The sequence below is a fragment of the Nocardia sp. CY15 genome, assembly GCF_009829295.1.
GTDB classification, from domain to species: Bacteria; Actinomycetota; Actinomycetes; order Mycobacteriales; family Mycobacteriaceae; genus Nocardia; species Nocardia sputi.
Map to the genome: position 1 here is coordinate 1 of NZ_VUOT01000044.1, position 26,893 is coordinate 26,893.

Here is a 26,893-nt window from a genome sequence, read left to right on the forward strand (position 1 = left end):
CAGCAAAAAGCTGACAAAAAATGCCCGACCCTCCACACGGGGAGTGCAAGAGCCGGAACCAAAAAATATTTGGCACTGACATTCATCGACACACTATTGAGTTCTCAAAGAACACACGCACACACATTCACCCCGGTATTCACCGGAACTTCAGTGAGGCAACTTTTCCAGCATAGCTCATTCGTTGACCCGATCAAAATCGGGCTCCCTATCGAGCCAGTGTGATCGCCAGGCGCTCCTCGTCCTACCTCGTTTCCCGGTCCATCCGCTCAGCGTCTCCGCTTCGCTTCTCGGCTCCGGGTCGGTGTCCGTGTCGCTCTGACCTGGAATAAGTTACGCGGCGTCGAACGCTTCGTCAAATCGCCTGCGCAACGCACGATTTCGCAGGTCAGAGGCGTGCACTCACCCCGGTTCGACACCGAATGACACAAATGTGATTCAAGCCACCCGAGATCGACTTCGGAAGCTCACCGGGCTGCGCGACCACTCCATGAATCGAGTTCTCCCGTTGCCCACCAGGCGGGCGTGTCGGGCGATCCAGCGATGACGTCATGCGCCGCACCGTAGCGCCGCTTCCGACGGGGGTCTGGCGAATATCGGCTGAGGTGGTCAGCCCGTATTCCTGGCCGCACGGAGTAATTTCGCGCCGAGATCACCGAGCAGAGCTTTCATTTCGGTGGGTTCGACGACCTCGAACTCCAGGTCCAGGTGGGCGATGCGGAGGGCGGTCCACTCCAAGGAATCCGCCGAGGTGCGCAGAAGACAGGTCCGCGCGTCCACCGGTTCGATCTCCTCCGCGCGAACCCGGAACGCTTCGACGAGAGTGTCGGCGCGGGCGTGGACCCGCAGGATCACCTCTCGGACCGGCCTGGTCCGGGCCAACTGGCTGGTCACGAAACTCGCCGCGTCCTCGGCGGGCAGCGCTCGGGGTGCGCAGCGTATTCCGGTGGGCTGCGGCGCGGTCACGCGGTCCACGCGCAAAGTGCGCCAGTCACCGCGACCGACATCCCAGGCCACCAGATACCAGCGACGGCCCGCGGAAACGAGGCTGTGGGGTTCGGCGAGGCGGCTGGTCTCCGCGTCGGCCTTGTCCCGGTAGCGGAAGCGGATTCTTTCGTTGTCGCGTGCGGCGGCGGCCAAGGCGACGAGAACTTCCGGATCGATCCTCGGACCGGCGGCGGGTCCGCCGAGCGACACGGTGGTTGTGTCTATGGCGTCGACCCGGCGGCGCAACCGCGACGGCAGCACTTGCTGCAGTTTCACCAGGGCGCGGGCGGCCGATTCCTCGATACCGACGACCGCGCCTTGTGCCGCGCCGCGCAGTCCGAGGGTGATCGCGACCGCCTCCTCGTCGTCGAGCAGCAGAGGCGGCAGCGCCGCGCCCGCCTCCAGCCGGTATCCACCGATCGCGCCGAGGCTCGCGACCACCGGATATTCCAGCTCACGCAGGCGCTCCACGTCCCGGCGCACCGTCCGCACCGTGACCCCGAGACGCGCCGCCAATTCCGGGCCGCTCCATTCCCGGCGGGTCTGCAGCAGCGACAGCAGCTGGAGCAGTCGCGCGGCGGTCTGGGTCACGCGCTCCAGTATGGCCGCGAATAAGGACAGAAACCGACCTCATCGGCTCCTAGCGTGGCCTTCGTGCATGCTCATCGAGACACCATCGAGATCGTCGGGGCCCGCGAGAACAACCTGCGCGACGTCTCGCTGACGATCCCCAAGGGCAAGATCGTGGTCTTCACCGGCGTCTCCGGTTCGGGTAAGTCGTCGATCGTCTTCGGCACCGTCGCGGTCGAATCGCAGCGACAGCTCAACGAGACGTTCACCTGGTTCATCCGCAACCGGCTGCCGAAATACGAGCGGCCGGAGGCGGACGCTATCGACAACCTGGCCCCCGCCGTGGTTGTCGACCAGAAGCCGATCGGCGGCAATTCCCGTTCCACGGTGGGGACCATGACCGACATCCAGTCGATCATCCGTGTGCTGTTCTCCCGGCACAGCGTGCCGAGCGCCGGCGAGGCCACCCGCTATTCGTTCAACGACCCGCTGGGTATGTGTCCTGCGTGTGGCGGGCTGGGCCAGGTGGTGCGCCCGGATTTGGACAAGCTCATCGATACGGGCAAGTCGCTCAACGAGGGCGCCATCACCTTCGGGCCCTTCGCGGTGGGAACGTTTCAGTGGCAGCTCTATGCCGAGTCGGGACTCTTCGACGCGGACAAGCCACTGCGGGAGTTCACCCCGGAAGAATGGGAATTGTTCCTCCACGGCAAAGGCTTCCGGGTGCCGCGCAAGAATCGGAACGGCTCGGCGGGTAACAACGCCTACGAAGGCCTGCTGGAGCGGTTCGACCGTCTCTATGTCAAGCGTGATCTCACCGCGCTTTCGGACAAGAATCGCGCGGCCGCCCGAGCGGTGGTCACCGAGGAGGTCTGCCCGGAGTGCGGTGGCGCCCGGCTCAACGCCGCCGCGCTGGCGAGCCGCATCGATGGGCTCGGCATCGCCGACTACGGCAGGCTGGAGATCACCGAACTCATCGAGGTGCTCGAAGGCCTGGACGATCCGGTCGCCGCACCGATCGCGCGGGCCGCCGTCGCCCGGTTGCGCCGGATCGAGGAGGTCGGGCTCGGCTATCTGTCGCTCGATCGGGAAACCGCGACCCTGTCCGGCGGGGAGGCGCAGCGCCTGAAAGTCGTCCGGCATCTGGGCTCCAGCCTCACCGGCATGACCTACATCTTCGACGAGCCGAGTGTCGGCATGCATCCCCGAGACGTGGGCCGGCTGAACAACCTGCTGATCCAGCTGCGCGACAAGGGCAACACTGTCCTGGTCGTCGAGCACTCCCCCGACGTCATCGCCGTCGCCGACCATGTAGTCGACATGGGGCCGGGCGCTGGAGGACGCGGCGGACAGGTCGTCTTCCAGGGGACGGTCGATCAACTGCGGGCCGCACGGACGCCGACCGGGGAACGACTGCGCCGGGCGCGGCGGGTCAAGGAAGACGTCCGCGAGCCGGACGGATGGCTCACCGTCACCGGCGCCGACACCTACAACCTGAAGAATCTCACCGCGCGCTTTCCGACGGGCGTGCTCACGGCGGTGACCGGAGTGGCGGGCTCCGGGAAGAGCACACTGGTGTCCGGCGCGTTCGTCGCGGCACATCCGCAGGTCATCGTGGTCGACCAGTCCGCAATCGCCGCCTCCCGCCGCTCGAGCCCCGCCACATATCTCGGCATCATGGATCCGCTGCGTCAGCTTTTCGCCAAGCAGCACGGGGTCCGGCCAGGCCTGTTCAGCTTCAACTCGGATGGCGCCTGCGGCGAATGCGATGGCGCCGGGGTGATCTTCACCGACCTGGCCTACATGGATCCGGTCACCACGGTTTGCCGGTCCTGCCACGGACGCAGATTCCGGCCGGAGGCGCTGGCCTACGAGATTCGCGGCGCGTCCATCGCCGACGTGCTGGAGATGCCCGCCGAACAGGCGCTGGACTTCTGGGCCGAGGAGGGCGACCGGAGGATTCGCACGCCGTTGCGGGCACTGCTCGACGTCGGGCTCGGCTACCTCGCCCTCGGCCGCTCGCTCACGTCGCTGTCCGGCGGGGAGCGCCAGCGCGTCAAGCTGGCCGACCATCTCCAGCGTCGCGACGGAGCCGGCGTCTACGTGCTGGACGAGCCCACCACCGGGCTGCACATGGCCGACGTCGACACCCTGGTGGCGCTGCTGGACCGGCTGGTCGACGCGGGCAACACGGTGATCGTCATCGAACACGACCTGGACGTGGTCGCGCGCGCCGACTGGGTGATCGATCTCGGACCCGACGGCGGAAAGCACGGCGGCGACATAGTTTTCGCCGGGACGCCGGCGGCCTTGCTGCGGGACGATCGGTCCCTCACCGCGGAGTACCTGCGGCGCAGCGTCGCCGCCTGAGCATTTCCGCATGCCGAGGACGCGGACCCGAGAGCTCAGGACGGCACGCGACGACTGCCGCGGCGGCATCATGAACCTATGACGACGCGGCAGGTGGTTCGAGCGGGGGCATTCGCGCGGATCTACGATCCGAGCGTCGGCGAGCCGGAAGCCTGGTACATCAACGACCACACGATGGTTCGCGACGACGCCGGGCGGTGGCATCTGTTCGGAATCACCCACCCGGAGCCCGCGGATCCGTTCGACGAGGTCGAGTTCGCCCATGCCAGCGCCGACCGGCTGCTCGGGCCGTGGACCAAGCACGACGCCGCGCTGCGGATGAATCGGGACTACGGCGAAACGCATCTCTGGGCGCCCTATGTGATCGGCGTCCACGGGCAGTACCACATGTTCTACGCGGCGGGCGGCGCGGACCGCACCCGCGCCGCGATGAACTCGGCGACCTCGCCGGACCTGTTCCGCTGGACCAGGTCGCCGGCGGGTCCGCTGTTCCGCGACGGATACGACGCTCGTGACCCGATGGTGGCACGTGTCGGCGACCAATGGGTGATGTACTACTGCGCGACCAGCGCCCCGGCCGGTGGTCATCACGTCGTCGCCTACCGAACCAGCACCGACCTCGTGCACTGGGGCGAGCGGCATGTCGCTTATACGGACCCGACCAAAGGCACGGAAGCGGGCAATACCGAATCTCCTTACGTCCTGCGGCACGACGGATGGTGGTATCTGTTCATCGGTCCGCGTCCGCATTACGTCGGCACCGACGTGTTCCGCAGTGACAGTCCATTCCGGTTCCGCATCGGGGACAAGGTCGGTCACATTCCGGCGCACGCTGCCGAAGCGGTCCACGACGACGGTCGATGGTGGATCACCAGCGCGGGCTGGGGCCAGGGCGGCGTGCATCTGGCGCCGCTCACCTTCCCGCACTCGCGCGTCGTCAAAACGGTTCCGAGATAAGCGGTCCGAAGCGCCGAGCCGGGCTCGATTTCGGCGAAACGCCAACGGGCTCGGTCGTGACTGGTATCTGTTGATCGAGTCGAACTCTCCGATCACCCACCTACGGGAGGGACCGGCATGGCCCGTATCGGCGTTATCAGCATTTCCGATGGCCGCGACTACGTGCATGCGGGCATCGCCGACTTCATCGCCTCCGCCGAGGATCGGCTGGTGGGCGCGCTCGCCGCGGCGGGACACGACGTCGTCCGCGGCTCGGCCCCGGTCAGCGACAACGCGCTGGCGAGTTCGGTGGCGCGCGCGGTCGCGGGCGCGGGCGTGGACCTGACCGTTCTGCACTATGCGGTCTGGGCGTTCCCGCACTTCACCATGCTCGCGGCGGGCGCAATCCCCGGGCCGCTGCTGTTGCTGTCGAACGTCGACCCGGTGCAACCCGGCATGGTGGGCATGCTCGCCGCAGGCGGCGCACTGGACCAGGTCGGACGCGAGCACAGCAGGCTGTGGGGCGATCCGTCCGATCCCGAACTCATCGAAGCCATCGGTGTGCGCGCGCGTGCCGCCGCGGCCGTCTCCGGCCTGCGGGGTACGACATTCGGGCGCTTCGGCGGGCGACCGATGGGGATGAACACCGCGGTCGCCAACACCGATCAGTGGCAGCGGCAATTCGGCATCGACGTCGAGGAGATCGACCAGTGGGAGATCGTGCGGCGCGCCGAACTCGCCGACGCGGGCGAGGCCAGGGCCGCGCGCGAGTGGCTGGAGCGGCACACCGCGGGCGTGCACTACGACGGCGCCAAACTCACCCCCGAGCTGCTGGAACGCCAGATCCGCTCCTATCTGGCGGTGCGCGAGCTGATCGCTGAATGGCGCTTGGATTTCTCGGGGATCAAGGGACAGCCCGAACTCACCCAGTACTTCGCCACCATGGACGTCACCGAGGCGTTCCTCAACGATCCCTACGACTGGAACGGCCCCAAAGAGCCGCACGTCTGCGCCACCGAGGCGGACATGGACGGCGCGCTGACCATGCAGCTGCTCAAGCGGATCGCCGGCACCCCGGTGCTGTTCGCCGACGTCCGCCACTATCACGCCGACCGCGACATCTGGGATCTCTGCAATTCCGGCCAGCACGCCACCTGGTTCGCCGCGCGCAGCGCCGACCCCGCGGAGAATCTGGCGAAGGTGCACCTGTACCCGGAGGTGTTCTTCTTCCCCGCGGGCGGCGCCTCGGTGCACCACTTGGCCGCGCCGGGCCGGATGACGCTCGCGCGGCTGACCCGCCTCGACGGCCGCTACCGCATGCAACTGATGCTCGGCGAGTTCGAGAACTACGACCAGCGGACCAACGAGGCGCTGATGAAGCAATCGACCTGGGAGTGGCCGCACGCGTTCGCCCGGCTGGACGCGCGCGCCGAGGACTTCTTGAACCGCTTCGGCGCCAACCACATCCACGCGGTGCCCGGTGATCACCGGGCCTCGATCCGCGCGACGTGCGAACTGCTCGACGTCACGCTGGACGAGTTCACGCGGTGACGATGTTCCTCGGCATCGACATCGGAACCTCGAGCTCCAAAGGCGTCCTCACCGATGCCCGCGGCACGATCGTCGCCAGAGCCGAACGAGCGCACGACGTTTCCATGCCGCACCCGGGCTGGGTCGAGCACGACGCGGAAGCGGTGTGGTGGGGCGATTTCGTGGCGCTCGCCCGCGACCTCGTCGACGCGGCGGGCGGCGCCCCGCTCGACGGTCTGGCGGTATCCGGCATCGGCCCGTGCCTCCTGCCCGCCGATGCGCAGGGCACGCCGCTGCGTCCGGCCATCCTCTACGGCGTCGACACCAGGGCGAGCGCCGAGATCACGGAATTGAACGACGAATTCGGCGCGCGGGCCGTGCTCGACCGCGCCGGATCGACGCTGACCAGCCAGGCCGTCGGTCCGAAGGCCCGGTGGCTGGTCCGGCACGAACCGGAGGTCGCCGCACGCACCGAAATGCTGCTGATGGCGAGTTCTTTCCTGGTGTACCGGCTCACCGGCCGGTACGTTCTCGACCACCAATCGGCCAGTCAGTGCGTACCCCTGTACGACTTGCGTGCCCGCGCGTGGGCGACGGATTGGGCCGAGCGGATCGTGCCGGGATGGTCGCTGCCCGAACTGGCCTGGCCCACGCAGATCGTGGGCCGGGTGACCGCGGACGCGGCGGCCGCCACGGGTCTTCCGGCGGGCCTGCCGGTCACCACCGGCACCATCGATGCGTGGGCCGAGGCGGCCAGCGTCGGCGTCCGCGCGCCGGGCGACGCGATGATCATGTACGGCACCACGATGTTCCTGGTGCAGGTGCTCACCGACCCCCGCCCGCATCCCGGCCTGTGGGGCACCTGCGGCACCTGGCCGGACACGTACACGCTCGCCGCGGGCATGGCCACCTCCGGCGCGGTCACCGACTGGCTGCGCAAGCTCGTCGGCGGCGAGTTCGCCGACCTGGTCGCCGCGGCCGCGGACGTGCCGCCCGGCAGCAGAGGGCTGCTCGCGCTGCCCTATTTCGCCGGGGAGCGCACTCCCCTGTTCGACCCGGACGCCCGCGGCATCGTCGCGGGACTGACCCTCGGGCACGGAAAAGCCGAGCTCTACCGCGCGGTCCTGGAAGGCATCGCCTACGGGGTGCGGCACAATCTCGAGGCCATGACCGAAGCCGGTGGGCGGGCCGGGCGTCTGGTCGCGGTGGGCGGTGGCACCAAAGGCGGCCTGTGGACCCGGATCGTCTCCGATGTCACCGGCCTGCCACAGCAGTTGCCCGCCGACACCGTCGGCGCGAGTCTCGGCGACGCGCTGCTCGCGGCCGAAGCCGCCGGCGTCGATACCTCCGCGTGGAATCCCGTCGTAGACACGGTGCGGTCTCATCCCGCGCGCACCGCGAAATACGAAGAGTATTACCGTCATTACCGCGATCTGTACGACCACACGACGAATATCGCGCATTTCCTGGCGGCCGAACAGCATCGTGCCGGTGCGCCTTCATGATCGCGGATATCCATGCGACGATGCAGAGTTGCTTCGCAGAACGATACGAGGATTCCATGCCCACGATCACCTTGACCCAGCACGATTTCGAGTCCGTCGTCGCGTCCCACGCCATCGTGCTCGTGGATTGGTGGGCGGGCTGGTGTGGGCCGTGCCAGCGATTCGCTCCCGTGTACGAGGCGTCGGCGGATCGGCATCCGGAGATCGTGCGCGGCAAGGTCGACACCGAAGCAGAGGTCGCGTTGAGCGCGCGTGCCCAGGTCACCCAGTATCCGACGCTGATGGCGTTCCGGGAGGGTGTGCTGGTCTACTGCGAGGCGGGGGCGTTGGCGGCGGACGCGCTGGAGGACCTCGTGCAGCAGATCCTCTGGCTCGACATGGACCAGGTCCGGCGGGAGCAGGCCGAAGCCCGGCAGCTCGCCACGACCGGCGGGTCCGGCGCCTCCCGCAGAGCCGGACTCGCGCCGACCGCACCCCGATACGGCTGGCCGGGACTGTGACCGCGCCGGGCGGTGACCTGTGGCGGCTGGACGGCACGCGCACGCGGTCGGTCAGCGCCGAGAATCCGACCGGAGCGCCCGGCGCGGGCGCCCGAGCGACCGACGGCACCGGAGCGCGCGCGGCCAGGCTGCTGGGGGCGGGGTGGAAGGTTTCCCCGTCCATCGCGCTCGCCGATGGGGAAAACGCCACGTTGGCCGATGTTTCCGGGCCCGGCGTGTTCCGGCATTTCTGGTTGACCACCGAACGTTCCGTCTTGCGCGGGCTGACGTTGCGGATGTCCTGGGACGACGCGGCGCGGCCCGCGATCGAGCTGCCACTCGGTGACTTCTTCTGCAACGGCTGGGGCGAGCTGGCCTTGCTGAGTTCGGAGATGGTGGTCGTGGCGCCCGCCGGAGGACTCAACAGCTACTGGCCCATGCCGTTCCGGCATCGAGCGCGCATCACGCTCGAGAACGGCTGCGGCCGTGAGGTTCCGGTGTACTACCAAGCGACCTATACCGAAGAGGACGTGCCGGACGGCGCCGGGTATCTGCACACTCGGTGGACGCACACCACCGGAGTGGGCAATCCGGCCGTACACACGATTCTCGACACGACACCGGGACCGGGCCGCTACGTCGGCACCTATCTAGCCATTCGCCCGGGTGCGCCGGGATGGTGGGGCGAAGGTGAAGTCAAGTTCTTCCTCGACGGAGACACCGATCATCCCACTATTTGCGGGACAGGCACCGAGGACTATTTCGGCGGCGCCTGGAATTTCGATCTCGACGGGACCTACCGGACATATTGCACGCCCTATCTCGGGCTGCACCAAGTGCTGCCGCCGGAAGAAATCTATCGACCGGATCAGCGATTCGGGATGTACCGCTGGCATGTGCGCGACCCGATCTGTTTCGAGCGCGAATTGCGCGTCACCGTGCAGGCCCTCGGATGGCGGGACGTGGAGACCTATCTTCCGCTGGAGGACGCCGACGTCGCGACCACCGCATGGTGGTATCAGGCCTGATCAGGGTCGTCCGCGTCCGATGCCGCGAAGTCCGGTGCCAGCAGTTCGTCAGCGCGTGCCAGCGCCGCGTCCAGGTCCGCGGTGACACCGTCCAGGACGGTCAGCCCGTCCAGCAGTCCGGCGAGTTCGTCCTGCACGGCTCGCAGTTCCGCGAACGCCGGGTCGACGGGGAACCACGCGACCGAGTCGTGCCACCACGGATCACCGGAGAGCCAAGCCCACAGCACGTCGCGCACGAGCACCGGGTCGGAGGTGTACATCTGGAAGGTTTCCGTCGCCGACCCGGCCCGGTGCTCCAGTTCGTAGACGCCGTCGGGCAGCAACCTGGCACGGATGTCGTGCAGGTCGGCCCGGCTGAGCTCCAGAATGGCGTGTTCCGGACCTGCGGATTCGTCGAGCAGGTCGCCGAGCGCGTCCTCGGTCAGTTCCGGCAGCGGCGTCCCGTCTCCCGTGCGGATGCGCACGTCGGTGGGGTCGATGCTCATCGCGCCAGTCTGCCCGATACGGCGGTCGGACACGTGAAAGGGGCCGGTGCGGGGCGGTCGGGGTGCAAGGTGGTCGGTATGCGTGTGCTCGAGACGATCGAAAGGTTGGTGGTGCGGCAGGCGCGTGACGCGTCGTACCGTTCCAGCGGCCGCGCTACGCCCGGGTTCGGTCAGCGGTGGGCAGCAGGGGGTCCGGGCAAGGCCGTCCGCCTCGGATCACGCGGCGGATTCGTCCTCGGGATTCGACCGGATTCGTCCGGGGTCGTGCCGATCGCCCCGCGCCGGGGATGCCGCGTCGGCGGCGCGAACGGAATTCGATGGGGGTGGGCAGGATGACGACGGTCGCGGGAATCGACAGCTCTACCCAGTCGTGCAAAGTCGTCGTCTGTGACGCCGACAGCGGTGAAATCCTCGGTCGAGGTCAGGCGCCCCACCCCGAGGGGACGGAGGTCGCACCGGCCGCGTGGTGGGACGCACTGTGTACGGCGGGCGCGGGATTGCTCGAGCACGTCGACGCGATCGCCGTCGCGGGACAGCAGCACGGCCTGGTCGCTCTGGACGCGGCAGGTCGTCCGGTGCGGGACGCGCTGTTGTGGAACGACCTGCGCTCCGCGGACGCGGCCGAGGAATTGATCGCCGACCTCGGCGGAGCGCGGGCGTGGGCCGATGCGGTGGGCAGCGTGCCGGTGGCGGCCTTCACCGTCGCCAAGTTGCGCTGGTTGGCCGACCACGAGCCCGAACTCGCCGACCGCACCGCGCACGTCCTGCTGCCCCACGACTACGTGACCTGGCGACTCCGGGACGGTGGCGCCGGCCATATGCCCGAGCCGACCACCGACCGGGGCGACGCGTCCGGCACCGGTTACTGGTCGCCCGCCGATGGCGGCTATCGCGAAGACCTGCTGGCCATGGCCTTTCGCGGACGTAGGCCATTCCTGCCTCGCGTCCTTCGCCCGGACGAGCCCGCAGGCCGGACGCCGTCGGGTGTACTCGTCGCCGCGGGAACGGGCGACAACGCCGGGGCCGCGCTCGGTTTGGGCATCACGGAAGGCGACGTGGTGGTCTCCCTGGGCACCAGCGGGACGGTCTTCGCTCGTTCCGGTCGCCCCGGCGCCGACCCGAGCGGCGCGGTGGCCGGATTCGCCGACGCCACCGGCGCGTTCCTGCCGCTGGTCTGCACGCTCAACGCCGCGCGCGTCCTGACCTCGACCGCCGACCTGCTCGGCGTGGATCTGCCCACGCTGGAATCGCTGGCCGCGCCGGAACCGCCGGGCGCCGATGGCGTGGTCCTGTTGCCCTACCTCGCCGGTGAACGCACACCCAACCTTCCGCACGCGACGGGCAGTCTGCACGGTCTGCGGCCGGGCGCCATGCGTCCCGGCACCGTGGCCCGTGCCGCCTTCGAAGGCTTGCTGTGCCATCTCGCCGACGCGCTCGACCACCTCACCGGTTCCGGGGTGACGCCCCGGCGCGTCCTGCTCATCGGCGGCGCGGCACGCTCGCGGCTGGTCGCGGAGGTGGCCGCGCAGATCTTCGGCGTCACGGTGACGGTGCCGGAACCCGCCGAGTACGTCGCGCTCGGCGCCGCTCGCCAGGCAGCCTGGGCACTGAGCGGTGCGTCCCGGCCGCCGGCCTGGCCCGCGCGCACGGTCGCGGAGATTCCCGCGCCTACCGATGCCGCTGCCGGGCGACGGATCCGCGCCGAGTACGAGCGGGCACGCCGGGCGCTGCACGGCTGACCACGACCTTCGCGTGCCCTGCCAGGCCGGGTCCGCCGGTGCCGGGACCCGAAGCCGCGCGTGCACCGCTGTTCCGGTCGCCGATTTCCATCGCTGGGGTGGCGTCTCGACGGCCGGAGGGGTTTGATCACCCTCGTCGAAGAGAGGTGGACGAATGACCGATACCCAGGTGCGAAGGGCGGTGACGGCGGAACGGACGGAACTCGCCGAACTGTTGGCCGGGCTGGATGCCGCGAGCTGGGACGCGCCGACGCTGTGCGCGGGCTGGCGGGTACGCGAAGTGGTCGCGCACATCACCATGCCGTATCGGCTGTCGAGTGCCCGCTTCGCGCTGGGGATGCTGGCGGCGTTCGGCAACTTCAATCGCATGGCCGACCGCACCGCCCGGGTGGACGCCGCCACGCTCAGCGCGTCGGATCTGCTGAAATCGCTGTGGGACAACGTCGATCACCCCTGGCGGCCACCGGGCGGCGGACTGTCCAACGCGTTGAGTCACGACGTGATCCACGGCCTGGACATCACCGTCGCGCTCGGCCTGGACCGCCGGGTGCCGGATGATCGGATGCGCTTGGTCCTGGACACGATCGATCCGAAGACCGTCAAGCTGTTCGGAGCTGAACTCGGCGGTGTCGAACTGCGCGCCGACGACCTGGACTTCAGCTACGGCTCCGGCACGGTGCTGTCGGGTTCGGCTCAGGATCTGCTGCTCGTACTCTGCGGCCGCAAGCTGCCCGCCGGACATCTGCGCGGCTCGACCGCGCCGCGATTCACCGCGCCGGGATGACCCGACTGTGCGCTACCGGGCGGCGTCGGCAAGCCCGCGCAGATAGGCGGCTGTTTCGTCGTCGGCAGGGAAGTACGCTTCGACCGCGACCTCGTCGAGCGTGATGTCGAAAGCCGCGCCGAAGGTGGTGATCGTGCTGAAGAACGAGAGTTCGGCGTCGCGGTGGCGCAGCCGGATCGGCAACATGATGTCCGCGGGGTCGCTGTCGGCACTCCCCGGGGCGCCGTAGCCCCACAGTTCCTCCTGCAGAGCCGCGAGTTCGGCATCTCCGGTCGCCGTGACCTGGCGCGCCAGGCGGGGCAGCAGGAAGGCCCGGACCTGTTCGAGATTGCGCAGCCGGGAGGCGAATCCCCGTGGGTGCAGACCGAGCCGCATCATGTTGACCGGAGGTTCGAGCAGATCCGGATCGACGTCGCCGAAGAAGACACCGACGCAGTCGTTGGCCTGTACGAGATTCCAGCGCTGGTCCACGGCCAGCGCTGGAAAGGGTTCGTGCAGATGCAGGACTCGCTGTACGGCGGAACGGGCGCGCCGTAGCGCGGGATCGGTCCAATCGCGGCGCTGGAACTCGGGAGCGTGTCCGGCGGCGAGCAGCACTCGGTTGCGTTCGCGCAGCGGGATGTCGAGCTGTTCGGCCAGGTGCAGCACCATGGATCGGCTGGGAATCGTGCGGCCGGTCTCGACGAAACTGACGTGCCGGGCGGACACGTCCGCCTGAATGGCCAGATCGAGCTGACTCAACTTCCGCCGGTGCCGCCACTCGCGCAGCAGCTCGCCTACCGGTCGGTCACCGTTCATCGGCCCAGTATCGCGACGGCGGGGTCGTACCGCCATTACATGGCAGGTAATCGACACTTCTGTCGGCCCGCTGCCAGTCTCGGCGGCATGACGAACGACAACAACGTGGCACTACGCAACAAGGAACTGGTCCTGCGATGCTTCAGGGAATTCGCGGCGGGCAACATCGACGTGCTGCGAACGCTGCTGCACGAAGACTTCCTCGAGCACAGCCCCGGAAACCCCTCCGGGAAGGACGCCTTCATCGAGTTCATCGCGCAGGCGCCCGTGGCCGCGTCCCGGCTCGAGCTGGCGCGGGTGATCGCCGACGACGAGTACGTGGTCACGCACTACCGCATGATCCCGCCGGATGAGCCCGCCGAAGCGGTCGTCGACATCTGGCGGTTCGTCGACGGGAAGATCGTGGAGCATTGGGATGTCGTCCAACCGGTGCCCGAACCCGATCGAATACCGCACGGCATGTTCTGAGGCGGAAATTCGTGTGCTCGATGGATCCGGGCGAGGCTATGGTCGAGCGCGTGAGGTGGATCGCGCCCGACATCGAACGCACCGAAGCGCCACTGGTCGCCGACGAGCGCACCATGCTGCGGGCATGGCTCGACCGGCACCGCGACACACTGCTGTGGAAGTGCGCCGGGCTCGACGGCGACCAGCTTCGCGCGCGCTCCGTCGAGCCGTCGACCATGTCGCTGCTCGGCCTCGTCCGGCACCTGACCGAGGTCGAGCGCGGCTGGTTCCGGCGTGCCGCGGCGGGCCGGGAACTCGGATACGTCTATTGCTCCGAGGACAATCCGGACGGCGACTTCGTCGACATCGCCGACGCCGACCCGGAGGCGGCCTTCGCTGCCTTCCGGGCCGAGATCGCTGAAGCGGACGCGGCCGTCGCGGCCTTGCCGCTGGACCACACCTTCCGCCATCGCTGGAGCGACGACGTCTACACCTTGCGCTGGGTATACCTGCACATGATCGAGGAATACGCCCGGCACAACGGTCACGCGGACCTGTTGCGGCAGCGGATCGACGGTCTCACCGGCGACTGACGGGCCACCGGCCGCTTCCACCCGTATTCATCGGATCCGGTTTCGATCGCGAACCGGACCCGGCCCGATCGAGGTGCCGGCCCGCCCGAGCACCCCGATCGGGTCCACCGGCCGCTGAACGCCGCTGGACCGGTCGCGTCAGACGATCATCGTCGCGCCGAGCGCCCAGCGGCACGCACCACGGCGGCCAATGATGCCGCCAGTACGGAATCGCTCCGGCCGCAGGACCATCCGGTGTGTTCGCCGCTGCGATATTCCAGATAGGTGATCGCGGCGCTGTCGTTGCCTCGCTCGATCGACTGCTGGGTCAGGCCGAGCACTTCGATGGGGTATCCGGCTGCGGCCAGCGCTTCGGTCAGCACCGCGACAGGACCGCCGCCGCCGCGGCGTATATGGTGGGCGACCCCGTCGACGGTCAGCGTCATCTCGGTGAGCGCCTCCGCACCATCGCCGCTGGTGCGCCACTCCTTCAAGTCCAGCCACGACTGGTCCTCGCAGTAGATCGCCTCGAACAGCTCGAGCAGTTCGGCGGCGGTGATCTCGACCCCCGTGTCGTCGGCGAGCCCCTGGACGTGTCCGGCGAAATCGATCTGCAAGCGCCGCGGCAGGTCCATGCCGTACTCGGTGTGCAGCAGATAGGCGATGCCGCCCTTGCCGGATTGGGAGTTGACCCGGATCACCCCGTCGTAGCCGCGGCCGAGGTCGGTGGGGTCGATCGGCAGATACGGCACGTGCCAGTCGAGTTCCCGCTCCTCGATGCCCGTCGCGGCGGCGCGGGCGCGATGCTCTGCCATTCCCTTCTTGATGGCGTCTTGATGGGTGCCGGAGAACGCGGTGTGCACCAGGTCGCCGACGTACGGGTGACGTTCGTGAATCGGCATGCGCGTGCAGTATTCGACGGTGCGGCGGATCTCGTCGATGTCGGAGAAGTCGATCATCGGGTCCACACCTTGGGCATGCAGGTTCAGCGCCAGCGTGGCGATGTCGACGTTGCCGGTGCGTTCACCGTTGCCGAAGACGCAGCCCTCGACGCGTTGCGCGCCCGCGAGCACCGCCAGCTCGGCGCACGCGATGCCGGTGCCGCGATCGTTGTGCGGGTGCACCGACAGGATCACGCTGTCGCGGCGGGCCAGATTGCGGTGCATGTATTCGATCTGATCGGCATAGACGTTCGGGGTGGCGACCTCGACGGTGGCAGGCAGGTTCAAGATGACCGGCCGCCGCACGGTGGCGTCCCACAACGTGGTCATCCGGTCGCAGATGTCGAGCACGTAATCGGGCTCGGTCAGATTGAACACCTCGGGTGAGAACTCGAATCGCACGTTCGGCAGGTCCCCGGCGCCGGCCAGCACGGCACGGCCGCCGTCGAGGATCAGCTCGCGCAGCGCCGCGCGGTCCTTGCCGAGCACGATGTCGCGCCAAGCGGGAGCCGTGGCGGTGTACATGTGGATCACGACGTCGTTGGGTATGCCCCGGATGGAGGCCACGGTGCTCGCGATGAGATCGCGACGCGCCGGGGTGAAGACGACGATCGTCACGTCCTCGGGTGCGAGATCGTCCTCGGCGATGAGCCGGACGAAGTCGAAGTCGGTTTGGGAGGCCGAGGGATAGCCCACCTCGATCTCCTTGTAACCCATGGCGATCATGAGTTCGAAGAAGCGCCGCTTGCGCGCCGGGTCCATCGGCTCGGCGAGGGCTTGGTTGCCGTCGCGCAAGTCGACCGGCACCCACAGGGGCGCCCGGGTGATCCTGGCGTCGGGCCAATGCCTCTGCGTGAGCGGCACTTCCACGCGCTGGTAGATGTCACGGTAGCGATGCGAGGGCATTTGGGAATGCCGCTGACGATTCCACGCCGGAGCCTGATCCGGTACGTCGCCCACGGGTGTGTCGATGCTGGGGAATGCGGTGGTCATGGGTCTGCTTCCTGGCCGTTGCGGCCGTCACGACGAAGTGACCGGCCACGACGAAGCCCCACGGCGGGGGGCCGGTCGTTCAGGCCCCGCCGTGGCGGCTAAGCAGGAGCATGGTGCGCATGATGGCAGACTGTAACACGACTCCTCAGACAAGTAGAGAGGTCCTGGTCCTGATGATCTCGCAGGTACGGCGCCATCCCCTGGCCGCCCAGGCGGCCGAGTTGCTGCTCACCCGGATCCGGGCGGGCGAATGGCCGCTTGGTCACCGCCTGCCGGGCGAGACGACACTGGCCGCGCAGCTGGGGGTCGGACGCTCGACGCTGCGCGAGGCGATCCGCGAGCTGGCGGGCAAGGGCGTGCTGGACAGCCGCCAAGGCGCGGGCGTCTTCGTGACCGCACTGGACGTGCCCGAGGAGTGGGACGCCGTGCTGCGCCGCGCCACCATCGCCTCGGTGATCGAGGCGCGCATCGCCATCGAGGCCGAGGCCGCCGCACTGGCCGCGCGGCGGCGGACTCCCGCCGACCTGCGGGCGATCCGCCGGGCACTGGCCGCGCGTGCGGCGCACGGGGAGTCGGCGCCCGAGCACGTCGACGCCGATATGGCATTTCACCGGGCCGTCATCGTCGCCGCTCACAACGACGTGCTCACCCAGCTGTTCGACAGCTTTCTGCCCCGGCTGCGGCTGGCGATGATCGACATGCTGAAGATCCGCCCGGTGCCGTCGGAGTCCGCGGACCACGCCGCGCACGAGCGGCTGGCCGACGCGATCGCCGCCCGCGACCCCGCCGCCGCGGCCGAGCACAGCCGCGCGCACCTGACCACCCTGAGAGAGGCTTTCGCGTGACCACTCCGGTGCTCGAACTGTCCGACGTGACCTTCCGCCGCGACGGCAAGAAGATCATCAATGGGATCTCGCTGACGGTGCGCGCCGGCGAACGCTGGGCGCTGCTGGGTCCCAACGGCGCGGGAAAGAGCACGTTGCTCGGCTTCTGCGGTGCGGTGACCTTCCCGACCTCGGGGTCGGTCCGCGTGCTCGGGGCGGAACTCGGCCGCGTCGAATTGCAGCGGCTGCGCCGCGACATCGGCCAGGTCGACCCCCGCCATCCGCTGCGCTCTCCGCTGACCATTCGCGAGGTGGTGCTGACCGGCCTGACCGCGACGATCGACACCCCGATGCGCTGGGCGCCGACGGCCGACCAGCTCGACCGAGCCGACGCGATCATCGACACCGTCGGTTTGACGGGAAAGGCGGACGAGGTCTGGCCCACGCTGAGCCAAGGTGAACGCGGCCGCACGCTCATCGCTCGCGCGCTGATCGCGCAACCCCGGCTGCTGCTGTTCGACGAGCCGTCCACCGGTTTGGACGTGGCCGCGCGCGAGCAACTGCTGGACACCCTCGACACACTGGACCGCACCCATCCCGACGTCGCCTCCATCCTGGTCACCCACCATTTGGAGGAACTTCCCAGCACGACTACCCACGCGCTGCTCATCGCCGACGGCCACACCGTCGCGGCAGGCCCGGCGCCGGAGACGATCACCACCGAGAACGTCAGCGCCGCGTTCGCGCACCCGGTCGAGGTCCGCTACGACGAGGGCCGCTGGACCGCACGCGCGGCGCGCAGAACCACCGCGTGGCCCTCGCATGTCGATTCGGACGGTGCTCGTTCGATGCAGTGATGTGAGGATCGACCGATCCTGACGACACATCGACCGAGGATGCCCAGATGCGATACATGATGCTCATCCACGTGGACCCCGCCACCGCGCCGCAGCCGGACGAGGCACTGTTCGAGCAGGTTGGAAAGGTGATCGAGGAGATGACCAAGGCGGGTGTGCTGCTGGACACCAACGGCCTGCGCCCGATCACCGAGGCCACCAAGGTCAGGCAGTCCGGTGGCAGGCAGACCGTGCTGGACGGCCCCTTCACCGAATCCAAGGAGGTAGTCGGCGGATACTCCCTTCTGCAGGTCAAGTCGAAGGAGGAGGCGGTGGAATGGACCTCGCGTTTCCTCGGTGCGCACGGCCCGCAATGGGACATCGAGGTCGAGTTGCGGCGCATCGACGAGCCCGCCTGATCGAGTCCGGCGGATGAGCGGGCAGCGGTCAGCGGAGTCGGCGCGACGCGCCGTCGAGGCGGCGACCCGGATGGAGTGGCCCCGATTGGTCGCCGGGCTCACTCGAATGGTCGGCGACCTGGGCGCTGCCGAAGAGCTGGCGCAGGATGCCTTGGTCGCGGCACTGGAGCAGTGGCCGAGCGCGGGCGTGCCGCCGAATCCGGGCGGCTGGCTCATGCTCACCGCCAAGCACCGGGCGATCGATCTGGTGCGCCGCAACCGGACCCTCGCCCGCAAGCTGGAGCTGCTCGGTCGCGATATCGTGACCGAGCAGCCGCCGCCATCCGGCGCGGACCATCACCCGGTGGAGGACGACCTGCTGCGGATGATGTTCACCGCCTGCCATCCGGCGCTACCCGAGCCGGCCCGGGTGGCGCTGACGCTGCGGCTGCTCGGTGGGCTGACCACCGGAGAGATCGCCAGGGCGTTCCTCGTGCCGGAATCGACGGTGGCGCAACGAATCGTGCGCGCGAAACGCACCATCGCCGACAAGCGGATTCCCTACGAGGTCCCGGGCGAGCCGGAGCTGGGTGAACGGTTGGCCTCGGTGCTGGCGGTGGTCTATCTCGTCTTCAACGAGGGGTATGCCGCGACGGCGGGCGAGGACTGGATGCGGGTGGAGCTGTGCCAGGACGCGTTGCGTCTGGCCCGCATGCTCGCCGAGTTGTTGCCCGCCGAGCCGGAAACGCCCGGTCTGGCAGCGCTATTGGAGCTGCAGGCTTCCCGCCTGCACGCGCGCACCGGCCCCACCGAGGTCATCGTCCTGCTCGACGAGCAGGACCGCTCCCGCTGGGATCGTCTGCTGATCCGGCGCGGACTGGCCGCCCTCGGACGGGCGAACAGTTCGGCGCGCGAGCGCAGGCGGCCGCCGGGCCGGTACGCCCTGCAAGCCGCGATCGCCGCGGTGCATGCGATGGCCGCGACGCCGGAAGAGACCGATTGGCGGCGCATCGCCGGATTGTATGCCGTTCTCGCACAACGCTTTCCCTCTCCTGTCATCGAGCTCAACCGCGCCGTGGCGGTGAGCCGGATACACGGCCCCGCAGCGGGGTTGGAGCTGGTGGACGCACTCACCGCTACGGGCGCCCTGGACAACTATCACCTTCGCTACGCCGTGCGCGGTGATCTGCTCGCCCGGCTGGGCCGGTACGCCCAGGCACGCACCGAATTCGCTCGCGCGGCCGAACTCACCGGCAACGCCTCCGAGCGAGCCCTTCTGCTCCACCGTGCTTCGGCGTGCGCGGAGGCCGACTAGCCGCACCACGGTGGTAACGCCGTTGTAATCGCCACACCGCAAACGCGTGTGAGCATGCAACGAAATCGACTACCACCGAAGGGAATACGGTTACGTGTGGCAGCTGTATCGAGCAGTACTCCGCACCGGCGACCACCGCCTGCTCGGCTATGTGGACGTCGGCGCCAGGCTGATGGAACACGCCAGGATCGGCAACCACCTCGTTCAAGGGATCGAACGACTGCTCTGGCAGCCCACCAGGGTCGTTTGGGCGGGACGGGAAGCGCCACGGCGCGGGCAGGACAACGAAAACACTTACCGGACAGCAAGTTCCGTTGCGGCGCTGGTGCCACCGGAACACGGCGCGGTCGGCCGCTACCTGCTCAATCACGACCTTCGGATCTTCATGGACAAAGCCACGGTGCTGGAGAACCAGGCCCGCCACCGCATCCACCCGCTTCCCTTGCTCACCGCCGAACCCGCGCCGGAGCAATGCCACACCTCCGGCGACCACACCCTCCTCGGCGCTTGGGCGGACGCTCTGATCTCGGTGCGCGACACCGTGCCGGAAGGTTTCGAGCAGCGGAAGTTCGACCTGGTGGAACGTCGCCGCTGAGCGCGAGGTTCTGTCGTCGGATCATCCCTCGCGCTCGAATCGACATCGGCGCGGCTGCGCACCGAGTCACAGCTGGACGCGGGCGCCGGCTGCCAGTGTGTCGCCGGGCATCGCGATGACTCGATGCCGACGTGGCGCGTCAACGTTGCGGTGGCTCGGGGGAGGCCGCCGAACCGGTGCGGTGTTCGGCTTCGGCGAGTTCCTTCAGCGTCAGCAGTTGCTTGCGCATCATGAGCACGTCACCGAGGGCCAGCGCCGCCGCGAGCAGTTTCGGCCCGCCGAAGCGTATCCGCACCACGAGCCGGGTTCCCCCACCTTCGGGACGCACCGCGTAGGTGACGCATATCTTGTCCGCGACCAGGGTGATGTGTCTGCCCAGGACGAAGGAGACCAGCTCGAACTGGGACATGAACCGTTGGCCCACTTCCAGTTCGGTGAGCATCGGGTCGCGCAGGCGCGGACTGCGTCTGCCGAAGTTGTCCAGCAGGTCGTAGCTGTACGGACCGACGCGCAACTGGCACAGCCAGGCGTAGACGAGGGTGGGAGGCGCGTCGATGCTGATCGCCCGGTCGGCCTGAACCCCGCCGGGCTGCCGGTCGTCGCACGGCAGGGGTGCTTCGCGCTCGGCCTCGGTGGCGCCCCACACCGTTGCCGGGATCATGCCGCCGCCGCGATTCGGCGCAGCATCTGCCGCACCACCACCCGGTGGCATCCGGTCCCGATGACCAGCGCGCGGTAGATCCGGCCATGCAGGCCGGGGAAGTCCCCGTAGCTGCGGGCGCGAACGCGGGTGCGGCTGGGTCCTTCCTCGTCCAGTTCGAAGATCAGCGCGTATTTCGAGAACCAGTGTTGCCCGCGCAGCGCCAACCGGCGCGGTTCCTCGGCGGAATCCAGCACGAAGCCGGTCGGCGCCGCGGCGGGATCGTGCGGGTCTTTACACACCACTTTCACCACCGCCTTCCACGCCCGATCACGATTCGCCTCGACCGATCTGGCATGCTCATCTATATAGGACAAACGCTCCATATAGAAGGAACGTACTAGTACATGGCCCCACCCCGCAAGCACGACACCGACGTGATCCTCGACGCAGCGCGCACCCTGGCGCTGGCCGAGGGACCGCGCGCGACCAGCGTGTCGGCCATCGCCGAGGCCAGCGGCGCGCCGGTCGGCACCCTGTATCACCGGTTCGGCAACCGCAACGGCGTGCTCACCGCGGCGTGGTTGCGCGCGCTGCGCCGCTTTCAGGACGGCACCCTCGCCGTGGCGGACGAACCGGACCCGGTCGAGGCCGGTGTCGCGATGGCGCGGGCGGCCTTGCGGTTCGGGCGCGAACTACCCGAGGACGCCAAGCTCCTGCTCGAGCTGCGTCCCAGCGATCTCCTCGACGGCGGACCGGACGCCGAGTTCCGCGCCACGCTGGCCACGATGAACGCCCCGTTGATCGAGCATCTGCGCCGCATCGCCGCCGCGCTGTTCGGCCGCGACGGTGACCGCGAGCTCGACGCGATCTCCCGGGCGGTCGTCGATCTCCCCTATGCGGCGCTGCGCCGCCACGCCCACGCTCCGTCACTGCCCGGCTGGCTGGAGGACGACCTGACCGCCGCCGTCCGGACCCTGCTGATCTCCTACCGTCCTTGACCTGCGCGGGTGCCCGGTCCGCGGATCAGCCGGTGATCAGCGCAGGGGTGAGTTCGTCGAGCGAGGAGATGACTCGGGAGGCCAGTCCCAGCGCGTCGGAAGCGGGCGGATACTCCGGGCGCGGCGCGGCGATGACTCGCATGCCCGCCGCATGGGCCGAGCGCAGGCCGTTGCTGGAATCCTCCACTGCCACACAGTCGGTCGGCCGTTGACGCAGGAACGTCGCGACCGTCGAGTAGACGTCCGGAGCGGGCTTGCCGCGGTCGACCTCCTCGGTGGAGAAGGTGACGGTGAAATACTCGATCAGGCCGGTCCGGCCGAGCACGGTGTCGATCAGGGCGCGCGGCGACGAACTGGCCAGCCCGAGCGGCCAGTGCTCGCTGATCCGCTGTACGGCCTCGACGGCCCCGGCCAGCAACGGCACGCCGTCGTCATAGCGCTCGGCCATCCGCTCGATCACTTCCCGCGCCACGATCTCCGGCGGCTCGCCGACGCCGAGGTCGCCGCTCAGATAGGCCGACCACTCACCGGTGCTCATCCCCATCAGCCGCTGCTGGGTGTCGGGCAGCCACCGGCCGCCCTTCTCCGCGACATAGCCGCGCCGCACCAGTTCCCAGACCGGCTCGGAGTCGATCAGTACGCCGTCCATGTCGAAGACGACCGCGGTGATACCCATGCACACAGAGCCTTTCGCCAGCCGGAGCGGTCAGAGGTCGATCGCGGCCGAGTCGCACTGCCCACCCGCCCGAATCGTGCCGGTACCACCCGCGAAAACGCGATACCCGGCCGCGCATCAGCCTATGCGGTGCGCGCGTGCGGCGACGCACGCGGCACCCGCCCGGCGAGCATTCCCCGGGCAACCGATAACTTGTTCTTATGAACGAACCGCAGGCCGGCGACTCGCTGCCGAGCAAGGAACACCACGAGGGCGGGTTCCGGCCGATGACCGAGCTGATCGCCGCGCACGAAGCCGCCAAGGACGACATCTCCCGCGGCGGGCCGCACTACGGACAGTTCATCGAGCAGGTGCGCGGCCTGATGGACCGGGTCCGGCTGACCTCCCCCTCCGACGAACTGGCGGTGGAGGCCATCGGCATCCTCAAAGAGCTCAACGACAAGCTCGACGCGGCCGTGGTGGACGAGTGGTCGACGCCCAACTGGACCCGCTTCGACCTGCCCGCCCGCGGCAACATCACGCTGCCGCCGTTCGTCATCGACCACGTCGACCGGCAGGGCGTCGACGCGCGCCTCACCTTCCGCACCTTCCACCTCGGCGGCAACAGCGCCGCCCACGGCGGCCAGATCGCCATCGCCTTCGACGACCTGCTCGGCATGGCGGCCGCGGTGCACTCCGGCTCGGTCACCAGAACCGCCTCGCTCACCGTCGACTACCGCTCGATCACCCCGTTGAACACCGAGCTGAAGGTGCGCGCGTGGGCCGAGCGGCAGGAGGGTCGCAAAGTCTACGTGCGGGCCACCCTGCACAACGGCGACCGGCTGTGCGCGGAGGCGAACGGCTTGTTCATCGTGCTCGAGCCCGGACAGCCCTGACGCGCCACGGCACGACGCGCGGTCGCGGACCGGGATCGTCGGCTTCCTGGCCGCCCATGTTCCGTCCGTGTCACTCACGCATGGTGAAGCGACCCGGTTACCGGTCGACACGCGCAGACCTACGCGCTGACGCGACTACCCGCCCGCAGCGGCCGGACCATCGCCGAGAGTAATTGCGGCCCAGGTCTTCCCCCGAGCGTTGGCGATGGACTCCCGCCCCACGAGTGCGGTCGCGAATGGCGCACCGTGCACCAATGCATGAATTGCCCTGTCCCAGCCGGAAATCCGGATCGATCGAAAGAGTGCAGGTAGAGGCAAGGCGCACGACCCCGGAGTCGCCGCGCGTGCATTCATTGCAAATACGCGTGAAATGCGTGCGCCGCAAGCACGTTCAGCGCGCGCCGGTCGTGCCGGACGACCGGCGGGCGCCGAGTGATCACCGCCCGGGGAAATGCGCTTCCCGGTACGCGGCGAACCGCGCGTCCACCTGCTCGGCGGTCAGCCCGAAGTCGCCGAGGGTGTAGCGGTGCGCCGGACGCGCCGCGCCCGTGGTGCTCTGCGCGTGCAGCGCGGTCATCGCGGCGCTCGCCTCCTCGGTCAGCGGTAGCTCGAAGCGCCGGTAGATCGACTCGACGGTGCCGATCGGGTCGGCGACGAACTCGTCGTAGTCGACGTCGCAGAACTGCCCCGCGGCGAAGCGCTCGCGGTCGGCGAGGAATCGCTCCGCGCCCCGCGCCCACAGATCCAGTTGTGCCGCGCCCACCACCGGACCACGGAATTTCTCCGACCAGCCCGCCGACGCCTGCTCGTTCAAGCTGCACACCGACGCGATGATGGTGCGCGGATCGCGGTGCATCTGGATGACCAGCGCGTCCGGATAGACCTCGAAGATGGCGTCCAGCGCGAACAGGTGGCTCGGGTTCTTCAGCACCCACCGTTTGCCCGCGTCCGGCAAGCCGATCAGCTGGAGGTTGCGCCGGTGCCTGCGGTAGGCGGGCGTCCAATCCCGGTCGCGCAACCACTCGGAGTAGGTGGGCAGGTAGGCCAGGCACTCGTAGGACACCGACATGGCCGATTGCCGCAACAGCTGCCAGCACTCCTCGACCTGGTCGGCCGAAATGTGATGGACGCCCATGAATTCCGGGTGTTCGACGTGGTGCTTGTCGTAGGCGGCCGCCAGGCGCTGGTACACCGGGTCACTCGCCCACGTCTCCCGCGGCGGGCGCGGTTGCGGCATCTCGGTCAGCCACATCTCCAGCCCTTGGTGCGCGGGGTCGGCGTTGAGCAGACGGTGCACCGCCGTCGTGCCCGAGCGCGGCAGACCGGTCACGAAGATCGGCCGTTCGATCGCCACGTCGGCGTGCTGCGGGTGCTGCCGCCAGGCCGCCTCGCTGAGCAGGCGGGCGATCAGGGCGCCGCGCAGGAAGGCGCGGTTGACCTTGTTGCCGAACGGGGTGAGTGCGGCGTCCTTCGCATACGACTCGAGCAGCACCTCGAGCCCCTCGCGATAGTCATCGGTCCCGAAGTCGTCCAGCCCGACCACCTTGGTCGCGGAAGCATGCAGGTCATCGACGGTGCCGACATCGTCCCTACCGATCACGGTCATCTCCTAGTGGTGGTATTCGCCGGCGTTGACGTCCAGGCACGCGCCGGTGATCGCGCGGGCCATGTCGGACGCGAAGAACACGACAGCGTCGGCGATCTCGTCGGGTTCGGGGAGCTTGCGCAGGTCGGTGGTCTTCGCGGTCTCGTCGTAGACCTCCTCTGGGGTGATCCCCCGCTGCTGCGCCAGGTAGTTGAAGTACCACTTCAGGTTGTCGGCCCAGATATAGCCGGGCGCGACGGAATTCACCCGGATACCTTTCGGCCCGAGTTCGGTGGCCAGGCTCTGCGCCAGCGCGAGCAGGCTGGCCTTCGCCATCTTGTACGGCCCGAAGGTCCGCCGCGAGTGGCGCAGCACAGCCGAGTTGATCATCACGACCGAACCCTTGGTCTCGGTGAGGGCGGGCACGAACAGCCTGGTCAGGCGCAATGCGGCCAGCACGTTCGTCTCGAAGCCCGCCCGCACCTGGTCCAAGTCGACATCGGCGAGATCGACGATGGGCGGGATGGCGAACGCGTTGTTCACCAGCGTGTCCACCTTGCCGAACGCGCTGCGCGCGGTCTCCACCAGATCGGCCGCGGCGGCCTCGTCGTTGATGTCGGTGGGCGCGACCACCGCGCGCCTGCCCAGTGCGGTGATCTCCGCGGCCACCTCGGTCAGCCGCGACTCGGTCCGGGAGGCCAGCACCACGTCCGCGCCCGCTTTCGCGCTCTGCACGGCGATCGCGCGCCCCAATCCCGGCCCTACGCCGGAGACGACGACCACTTTGTCCCGCAACAGCATCAGCCGAGCATCCTTTCCGCGACGGCGACTTGCCGCGCCGCGATCCGCGTACGCCACTGCTCCGGCGTGACCCGGGCCTGCTCGTAGAAGGGCAGGCGATTCGGCAGATCGGCGACCGAGACCAGCTCCACGGTGGGCCCGTCGTCCGGTTTCATCTCCCTCGACAGCCGCTGCCAGCGGAATTGCAGATAACCCCTGGCGTGCCCGGTGCGCTCGATCCAGTTGGCCAGACCGGGATCGCGCTCGCTGACCACCAGCCGGATCATCCCGTCCGGGTCCACGTGCGCCTGGTCGGCGGTGAGGCTGGTCTGGTGGTTGATGTAGTCCAGCGACAGGTACCACATGCTGCCGAGCTGGAAGCCCTGGTAGGGCGCGTCGGACTTCGGCACCGTGATGATCATGGCCTGGTCGTCGTCCAGGTCGTAGTGACCCACCGAGGAGAACTGTGTGCTGAGCCCGCCCGGCGTCGGCCTCGGCTCGGTCAGCGTGTTCACCGGCAGGTTCAGGTAGAACCACTCCGGGAAGGCGAGGAAGGTCTTCAGCCGCGACACCAGCATCTTGCCCGCGACGCCGTACCGCTTGGTCAGCACGTCCTTGGTCAGCGGCGGCGGCGCGTCACCGATGCGGTCGACCCGCTGGATGCGGATCGTGCCCGCCTTCTCGGTGGCCCAATCGCTGTGGACCTCGCGCACCACCAGCATCGCCGCGTCGGCGCCGAGATGAACGTATCCCGGGCCCGCTTCGCCCGGTCCGAAGCGGAGCTCGTAGCTGCCGTCAGGGCGGATGTCGAGCTCGCGGTCGTCGAAGGCGGTGAGGCTGTCGGGCACGTCCACCGGCGAGTAGTTGCCGTTGAGCACCTGGAAGCTCAGGTCGCGGGTGGTGCCGCGGGTTCCGGTCACCACGTAATCCGCGTCCGGCCGCAGATAGGCGTGGAAATAGAGGGTGTCGGGGTTGTCCAATCCCATCTTGGTGTAGGGCCCGGTGGACATCACGAAGAACGGGAAGTCCAGCTCGTATGCCCAGGCCATCTGCAACGACGCGCGGATGCTGCCCGCCAGGTAGTCGTAGCCCTCGACGAGGTCCTGTTCGGTGCGGATGTGCGCGGCTCCGGTGATGATCTGCTCGGCGGCGGCGATGGCGTCCGCGAACGGCTGTGTCAGCAAGAGGCTCTCTCCGGTATTCC

The 26,893-nt window shown here is 68.6% G+C and carries 28 protein-coding genes; 18 read left to right on the forward strand and 10 right to left on the reverse strand.

The window, feature by feature from the left end; all coding sequences use genetic code 11:
- A partial coding sequence (locus GVY39_RS34815) for a hypothetical protein (RefSeq protein ID WP_236565766.1) occupies window positions 1-225 on the forward strand: 225 nt, incomplete at its 5' end.
- A gap of 384 nt (window positions 226-609) precedes the next feature.
- On the opposite strand, the gene GVY39_RS30420 is transcribed toward GVY39_RS34815, so the two are convergent.
- Entirely contained in the window at window positions 610-1,578 is a 969-nt protein-coding gene (locus tag GVY39_RS30420; protein ID WP_159930443.1) for a YafY family protein, read from the reverse strand.
- A 63-nt stretch (window positions 1,579-1,641) separates the two neighbouring features.
- On the opposite strand from GVY39_RS30420, the gene GVY39_RS30425 reads away from it, so the two are divergent.
- The 6 genes from GVY39_RS30425 (at window position 1,642) to GVY39_RS30450 (ending at window position 9,405) form a co-directional block, all read left to right on the forward strand.
- A complete protein-coding gene (locus GVY39_RS30425; RefSeq protein WP_159930442.1) occupies window positions 1,642-3,927 on the forward strand; it encodes an excinuclease ABC subunit UvrA in 2,286 nt (761 codons plus the stop codon).
- Window positions 3,928-4,005: 78 nt separating this feature from the next.
- The gene (locus GVY39_RS30430) at window positions 4,006-4,884 is read left to right on the forward strand and encodes a glycosyl hydrolase family 32 (RefSeq protein ID WP_159930441.1); all 879 of its coding nucleotides are present in this window, start codon (window positions 4,006-4,008) and stop codon (window positions 4,882-4,884) included.
- A gap of 117 nt (window positions 4,885-5,001) precedes the next feature.
- Complete coding sequence (locus GVY39_RS30435; protein WP_159930440.1) at window positions 5,002-6,414, forward strand: L-fucose/L-arabinose isomerase family protein; 1,413 nt, start codon at window positions 5,002-5,004, stop codon at window positions 6,412-6,414.
- A gap of 2 nt (window positions 6,415-6,416) precedes the next feature.
- A complete protein-coding gene (locus GVY39_RS30440) occupies window positions 6,417-7,898 on the forward strand; it encodes an FGGY-family carbohydrate kinase (RefSeq protein ID WP_159930445.1) in 1,482 nt (493 codons plus the stop codon).
- Between the two features lie 56 nt (window positions 7,899-7,954).
- A complete protein-coding gene (locus tag GVY39_RS30445) occupies window positions 7,955-8,398 on the forward strand; it encodes a thioredoxin domain-containing protein (RefSeq protein WP_159930439.1) in 444 nt (147 codons plus the stop codon).
- Window positions 8,395-9,405, forward strand: a complete 1,011-nt coding sequence (locus GVY39_RS30450; RefSeq protein WP_159930438.1) for a glycoside hydrolase family 172 protein — start codon at window positions 8,395-8,397, stop codon at window positions 9,403-9,405. The genes GVY39_RS30445 and GVY39_RS30450 overlap by 4 nt, the downstream gene beginning before the upstream one ends.
- On the opposite strand, the gene GVY39_RS30455 is transcribed toward GVY39_RS30450, so the two are convergent.
- Entirely contained in the window at window positions 9,396-9,890 is a 495-nt protein-coding gene (locus GVY39_RS30455) for a hypothetical protein (RefSeq protein WP_159930437.1), read from the reverse strand. The genes GVY39_RS30450 and GVY39_RS30455 overlap by 10 nt on opposite strands.
- A gap of 332 nt (window positions 9,891-10,222) precedes the next feature.
- On the opposite strand from GVY39_RS30455, the gene xylB reads away from it, so the two are divergent.
- Window positions 10,223-11,629, forward strand: a complete 1,407-nt coding sequence (gene xylB, locus GVY39_RS30460; protein ID WP_159930436.1) for a xylulokinase — start codon at window positions 10,223-10,225, stop codon at window positions 11,627-11,629.
- Window positions 11,630-11,783: 154 nt separating this feature from the next.
- Window positions 11,784-12,413, forward strand: coding sequence for a maleylpyruvate isomerase family mycothiol-dependent enzyme (locus GVY39_RS30465; RefSeq protein WP_159930435.1), 630 nt, complete (start codon window positions 11,784-11,786; stop codon window positions 12,411-12,413).
- Between the two features lie 12 nt (window positions 12,414-12,425).
- Here GVY39_RS30465 and GVY39_RS30470 read toward each other — a convergent pair whose 3' ends face one another.
- The gene (locus GVY39_RS30470; protein WP_159930434.1) at window positions 12,426-13,211 is read right to left on the reverse strand and encodes a helix-turn-helix domain-containing protein; all 786 of its coding nucleotides are present in this window, start codon (window positions 13,209-13,211) and stop codon (window positions 12,426-12,428) included.
- Window positions 13,212-13,298: 87 nt separating this feature from the next.
- On the opposite strand from GVY39_RS30470, the gene GVY39_RS30475 reads away from it, so the two are divergent.
- Window positions 13,299-13,679: a nuclear transport factor 2 family protein gene (locus GVY39_RS30475; RefSeq protein WP_159930433.1), complete on the forward strand. Its 381-nt coding sequence runs from the start codon at window positions 13,299-13,301 to the stop codon at window positions 13,677-13,679.
- 50 nt (window positions 13,680-13,729) lie between these two features.
- Window positions 13,730-14,251 carry a DinB family protein gene (locus tag GVY39_RS30480; protein ID WP_159930432.1) on the forward strand — a complete coding sequence of 174 codons (522 nt, stop codon included), beginning with the start codon at window positions 13,730-13,732 and terminating at the stop codon, window positions 14,249-14,251.
- Between the two features lie 146 nt (window positions 14,252-14,397).
- On the opposite strand, the gene GVY39_RS30485 is transcribed toward GVY39_RS30480, so the two are convergent.
- On the reverse strand, window positions 14,398-16,077 hold the full coding sequence (locus tag GVY39_RS30485) for a 2-isopropylmalate synthase (protein ID WP_195070741.1): 1,680 nt from the start codon (window positions 16,075-16,077) through the stop codon (window positions 14,398-14,400).
- A gap of 260 nt (window positions 16,078-16,337) precedes the next feature.
- On the opposite strand from GVY39_RS30485, the gene GVY39_RS30490 reads away from it, so the two are divergent.
- From GVY39_RS30490 to GVY39_RS30510, 5 genes are all read left to right on the forward strand, one after another.
- On the forward strand, window positions 16,338-17,009 hold the full coding sequence (locus GVY39_RS30490) for a FadR/GntR family transcriptional regulator (protein WP_159930430.1): 672 nt from the start codon (window positions 16,338-16,340) through the stop codon (window positions 17,007-17,009).
- The gene (locus GVY39_RS30495) at window positions 17,006-17,845 is read left to right on the forward strand and encodes an ABC transporter ATP-binding protein (protein WP_159930429.1); all 840 of its coding nucleotides are present in this window, start codon (window positions 17,006-17,008) and stop codon (window positions 17,843-17,845) included. Before GVY39_RS30490 ends, GVY39_RS30495 begins: the two co-directional genes overlap by 4 nt.
- Window positions 17,846-17,892: 47 nt before the next feature.
- Complete coding sequence (locus GVY39_RS30500; RefSeq protein WP_159930428.1) at window positions 17,893-18,243, forward strand: YciI family protein; 351 nt, start codon at window positions 17,893-17,895, stop codon at window positions 18,241-18,243.
- A 13-nt stretch (window positions 18,244-18,256) separates the two neighbouring features.
- The gene (locus tag GVY39_RS30505) at window positions 18,257-19,537 is read left to right on the forward strand and encodes an RNA polymerase sigma factor (protein WP_159930427.1); all 1,281 of its coding nucleotides are present in this window, start codon (window positions 18,257-18,259) and stop codon (window positions 19,535-19,537) included.
- 94 nt (window positions 19,538-19,631) lie between these two features.
- Complete coding sequence (locus GVY39_RS30510; protein WP_159930426.1) at window positions 19,632-20,132, forward strand: hypothetical protein; 501 nt, start codon at window positions 19,632-19,634, stop codon at window positions 20,130-20,132.
- A 139-nt stretch (window positions 20,133-20,271) separates the two neighbouring features.
- Here the strand turns inward: GVY39_RS30510 and GVY39_RS30515 are convergent, their stop codons facing one another.
- Together GVY39_RS30515 and GVY39_RS30520 are read right to left on the reverse strand one after the other, a co-directional pair.
- Window positions 20,272-20,793: a hypothetical protein gene (locus GVY39_RS30515; RefSeq protein ID WP_159930425.1), complete on the reverse strand. Its 522-nt coding sequence runs from the start codon at window positions 20,791-20,793 to the stop codon at window positions 20,272-20,274.
- On the reverse strand, window positions 20,790-21,158 hold the full coding sequence (locus GVY39_RS30520; RefSeq protein WP_159930424.1) for a hypothetical protein: 369 nt from the start codon (window positions 21,156-21,158) through the stop codon (window positions 20,790-20,792). The genes GVY39_RS30515 and GVY39_RS30520 overlap by 4 nt, the downstream gene beginning before the upstream one ends.
- A gap of 21 nt (window positions 21,159-21,179) precedes the next feature.
- Between GVY39_RS30520 and GVY39_RS30525 the strand changes: the two genes are divergently transcribed.
- On the forward strand, window positions 21,180-21,773 hold the full coding sequence (locus GVY39_RS30525) for a TetR/AcrR family transcriptional regulator (protein WP_159930423.1): 594 nt from the start codon (window positions 21,180-21,182) through the stop codon (window positions 21,771-21,773).
- Between the two features lie 25 nt (window positions 21,774-21,798).
- On the opposite strand, the gene GVY39_RS30530 is transcribed toward GVY39_RS30525, so the two are convergent.
- Window positions 21,799-22,449 (reverse strand): HAD family phosphatase, encoded by a 651-nt coding sequence (locus tag GVY39_RS30530; protein ID WP_159930422.1) that lies wholly within the window; start codon window positions 22,447-22,449, stop codon window positions 21,799-21,801.
- A 200-nt stretch (window positions 22,450-22,649) separates the two neighbouring features.
- On the opposite strand from GVY39_RS30530, the gene GVY39_RS30535 reads away from it, so the two are divergent.
- On the forward strand, window positions 22,650-23,324 hold the full coding sequence (locus tag GVY39_RS30535; protein ID WP_159930421.1) for a PaaI family thioesterase: 675 nt from the start codon (window positions 22,650-22,652) through the stop codon (window positions 23,322-23,324).
- Window positions 23,325-23,760: 436 nt separating this feature from the next.
- Here the strand turns inward: GVY39_RS30535 and GVY39_RS30540 are convergent, their stop codons facing one another.
- The 3 genes from GVY39_RS30540 to GVY39_RS30550 are packed head-to-tail and all read right to left on the reverse strand — an operon-like array spanning window position 23,761 to window position 26,873.
- Complete coding sequence (locus GVY39_RS30540) at window positions 23,761-24,924, reverse strand: sulfotransferase (protein ID WP_240679484.1); 1,164 nt, start codon at window positions 24,922-24,924, stop codon at window positions 23,761-23,763.
- Between the two features lie 9 nt (window positions 24,925-24,933).
- A complete protein-coding gene (locus GVY39_RS30545; protein WP_159930419.1) occupies window positions 24,934-25,710 on the reverse strand; it encodes an SDR family oxidoreductase in 777 nt (258 codons plus the stop codon).
- Entirely contained in the window at window positions 25,710-26,873 is a 1,164-nt protein-coding gene (locus GVY39_RS30550; RefSeq protein WP_159930418.1) for a hypothetical protein, read from the reverse strand. The genes GVY39_RS30545 and GVY39_RS30550 overlap by 1 nt, the downstream gene beginning before the upstream one ends.
- Window positions 26,874-26,893: the final 20 nt, after the last annotated feature.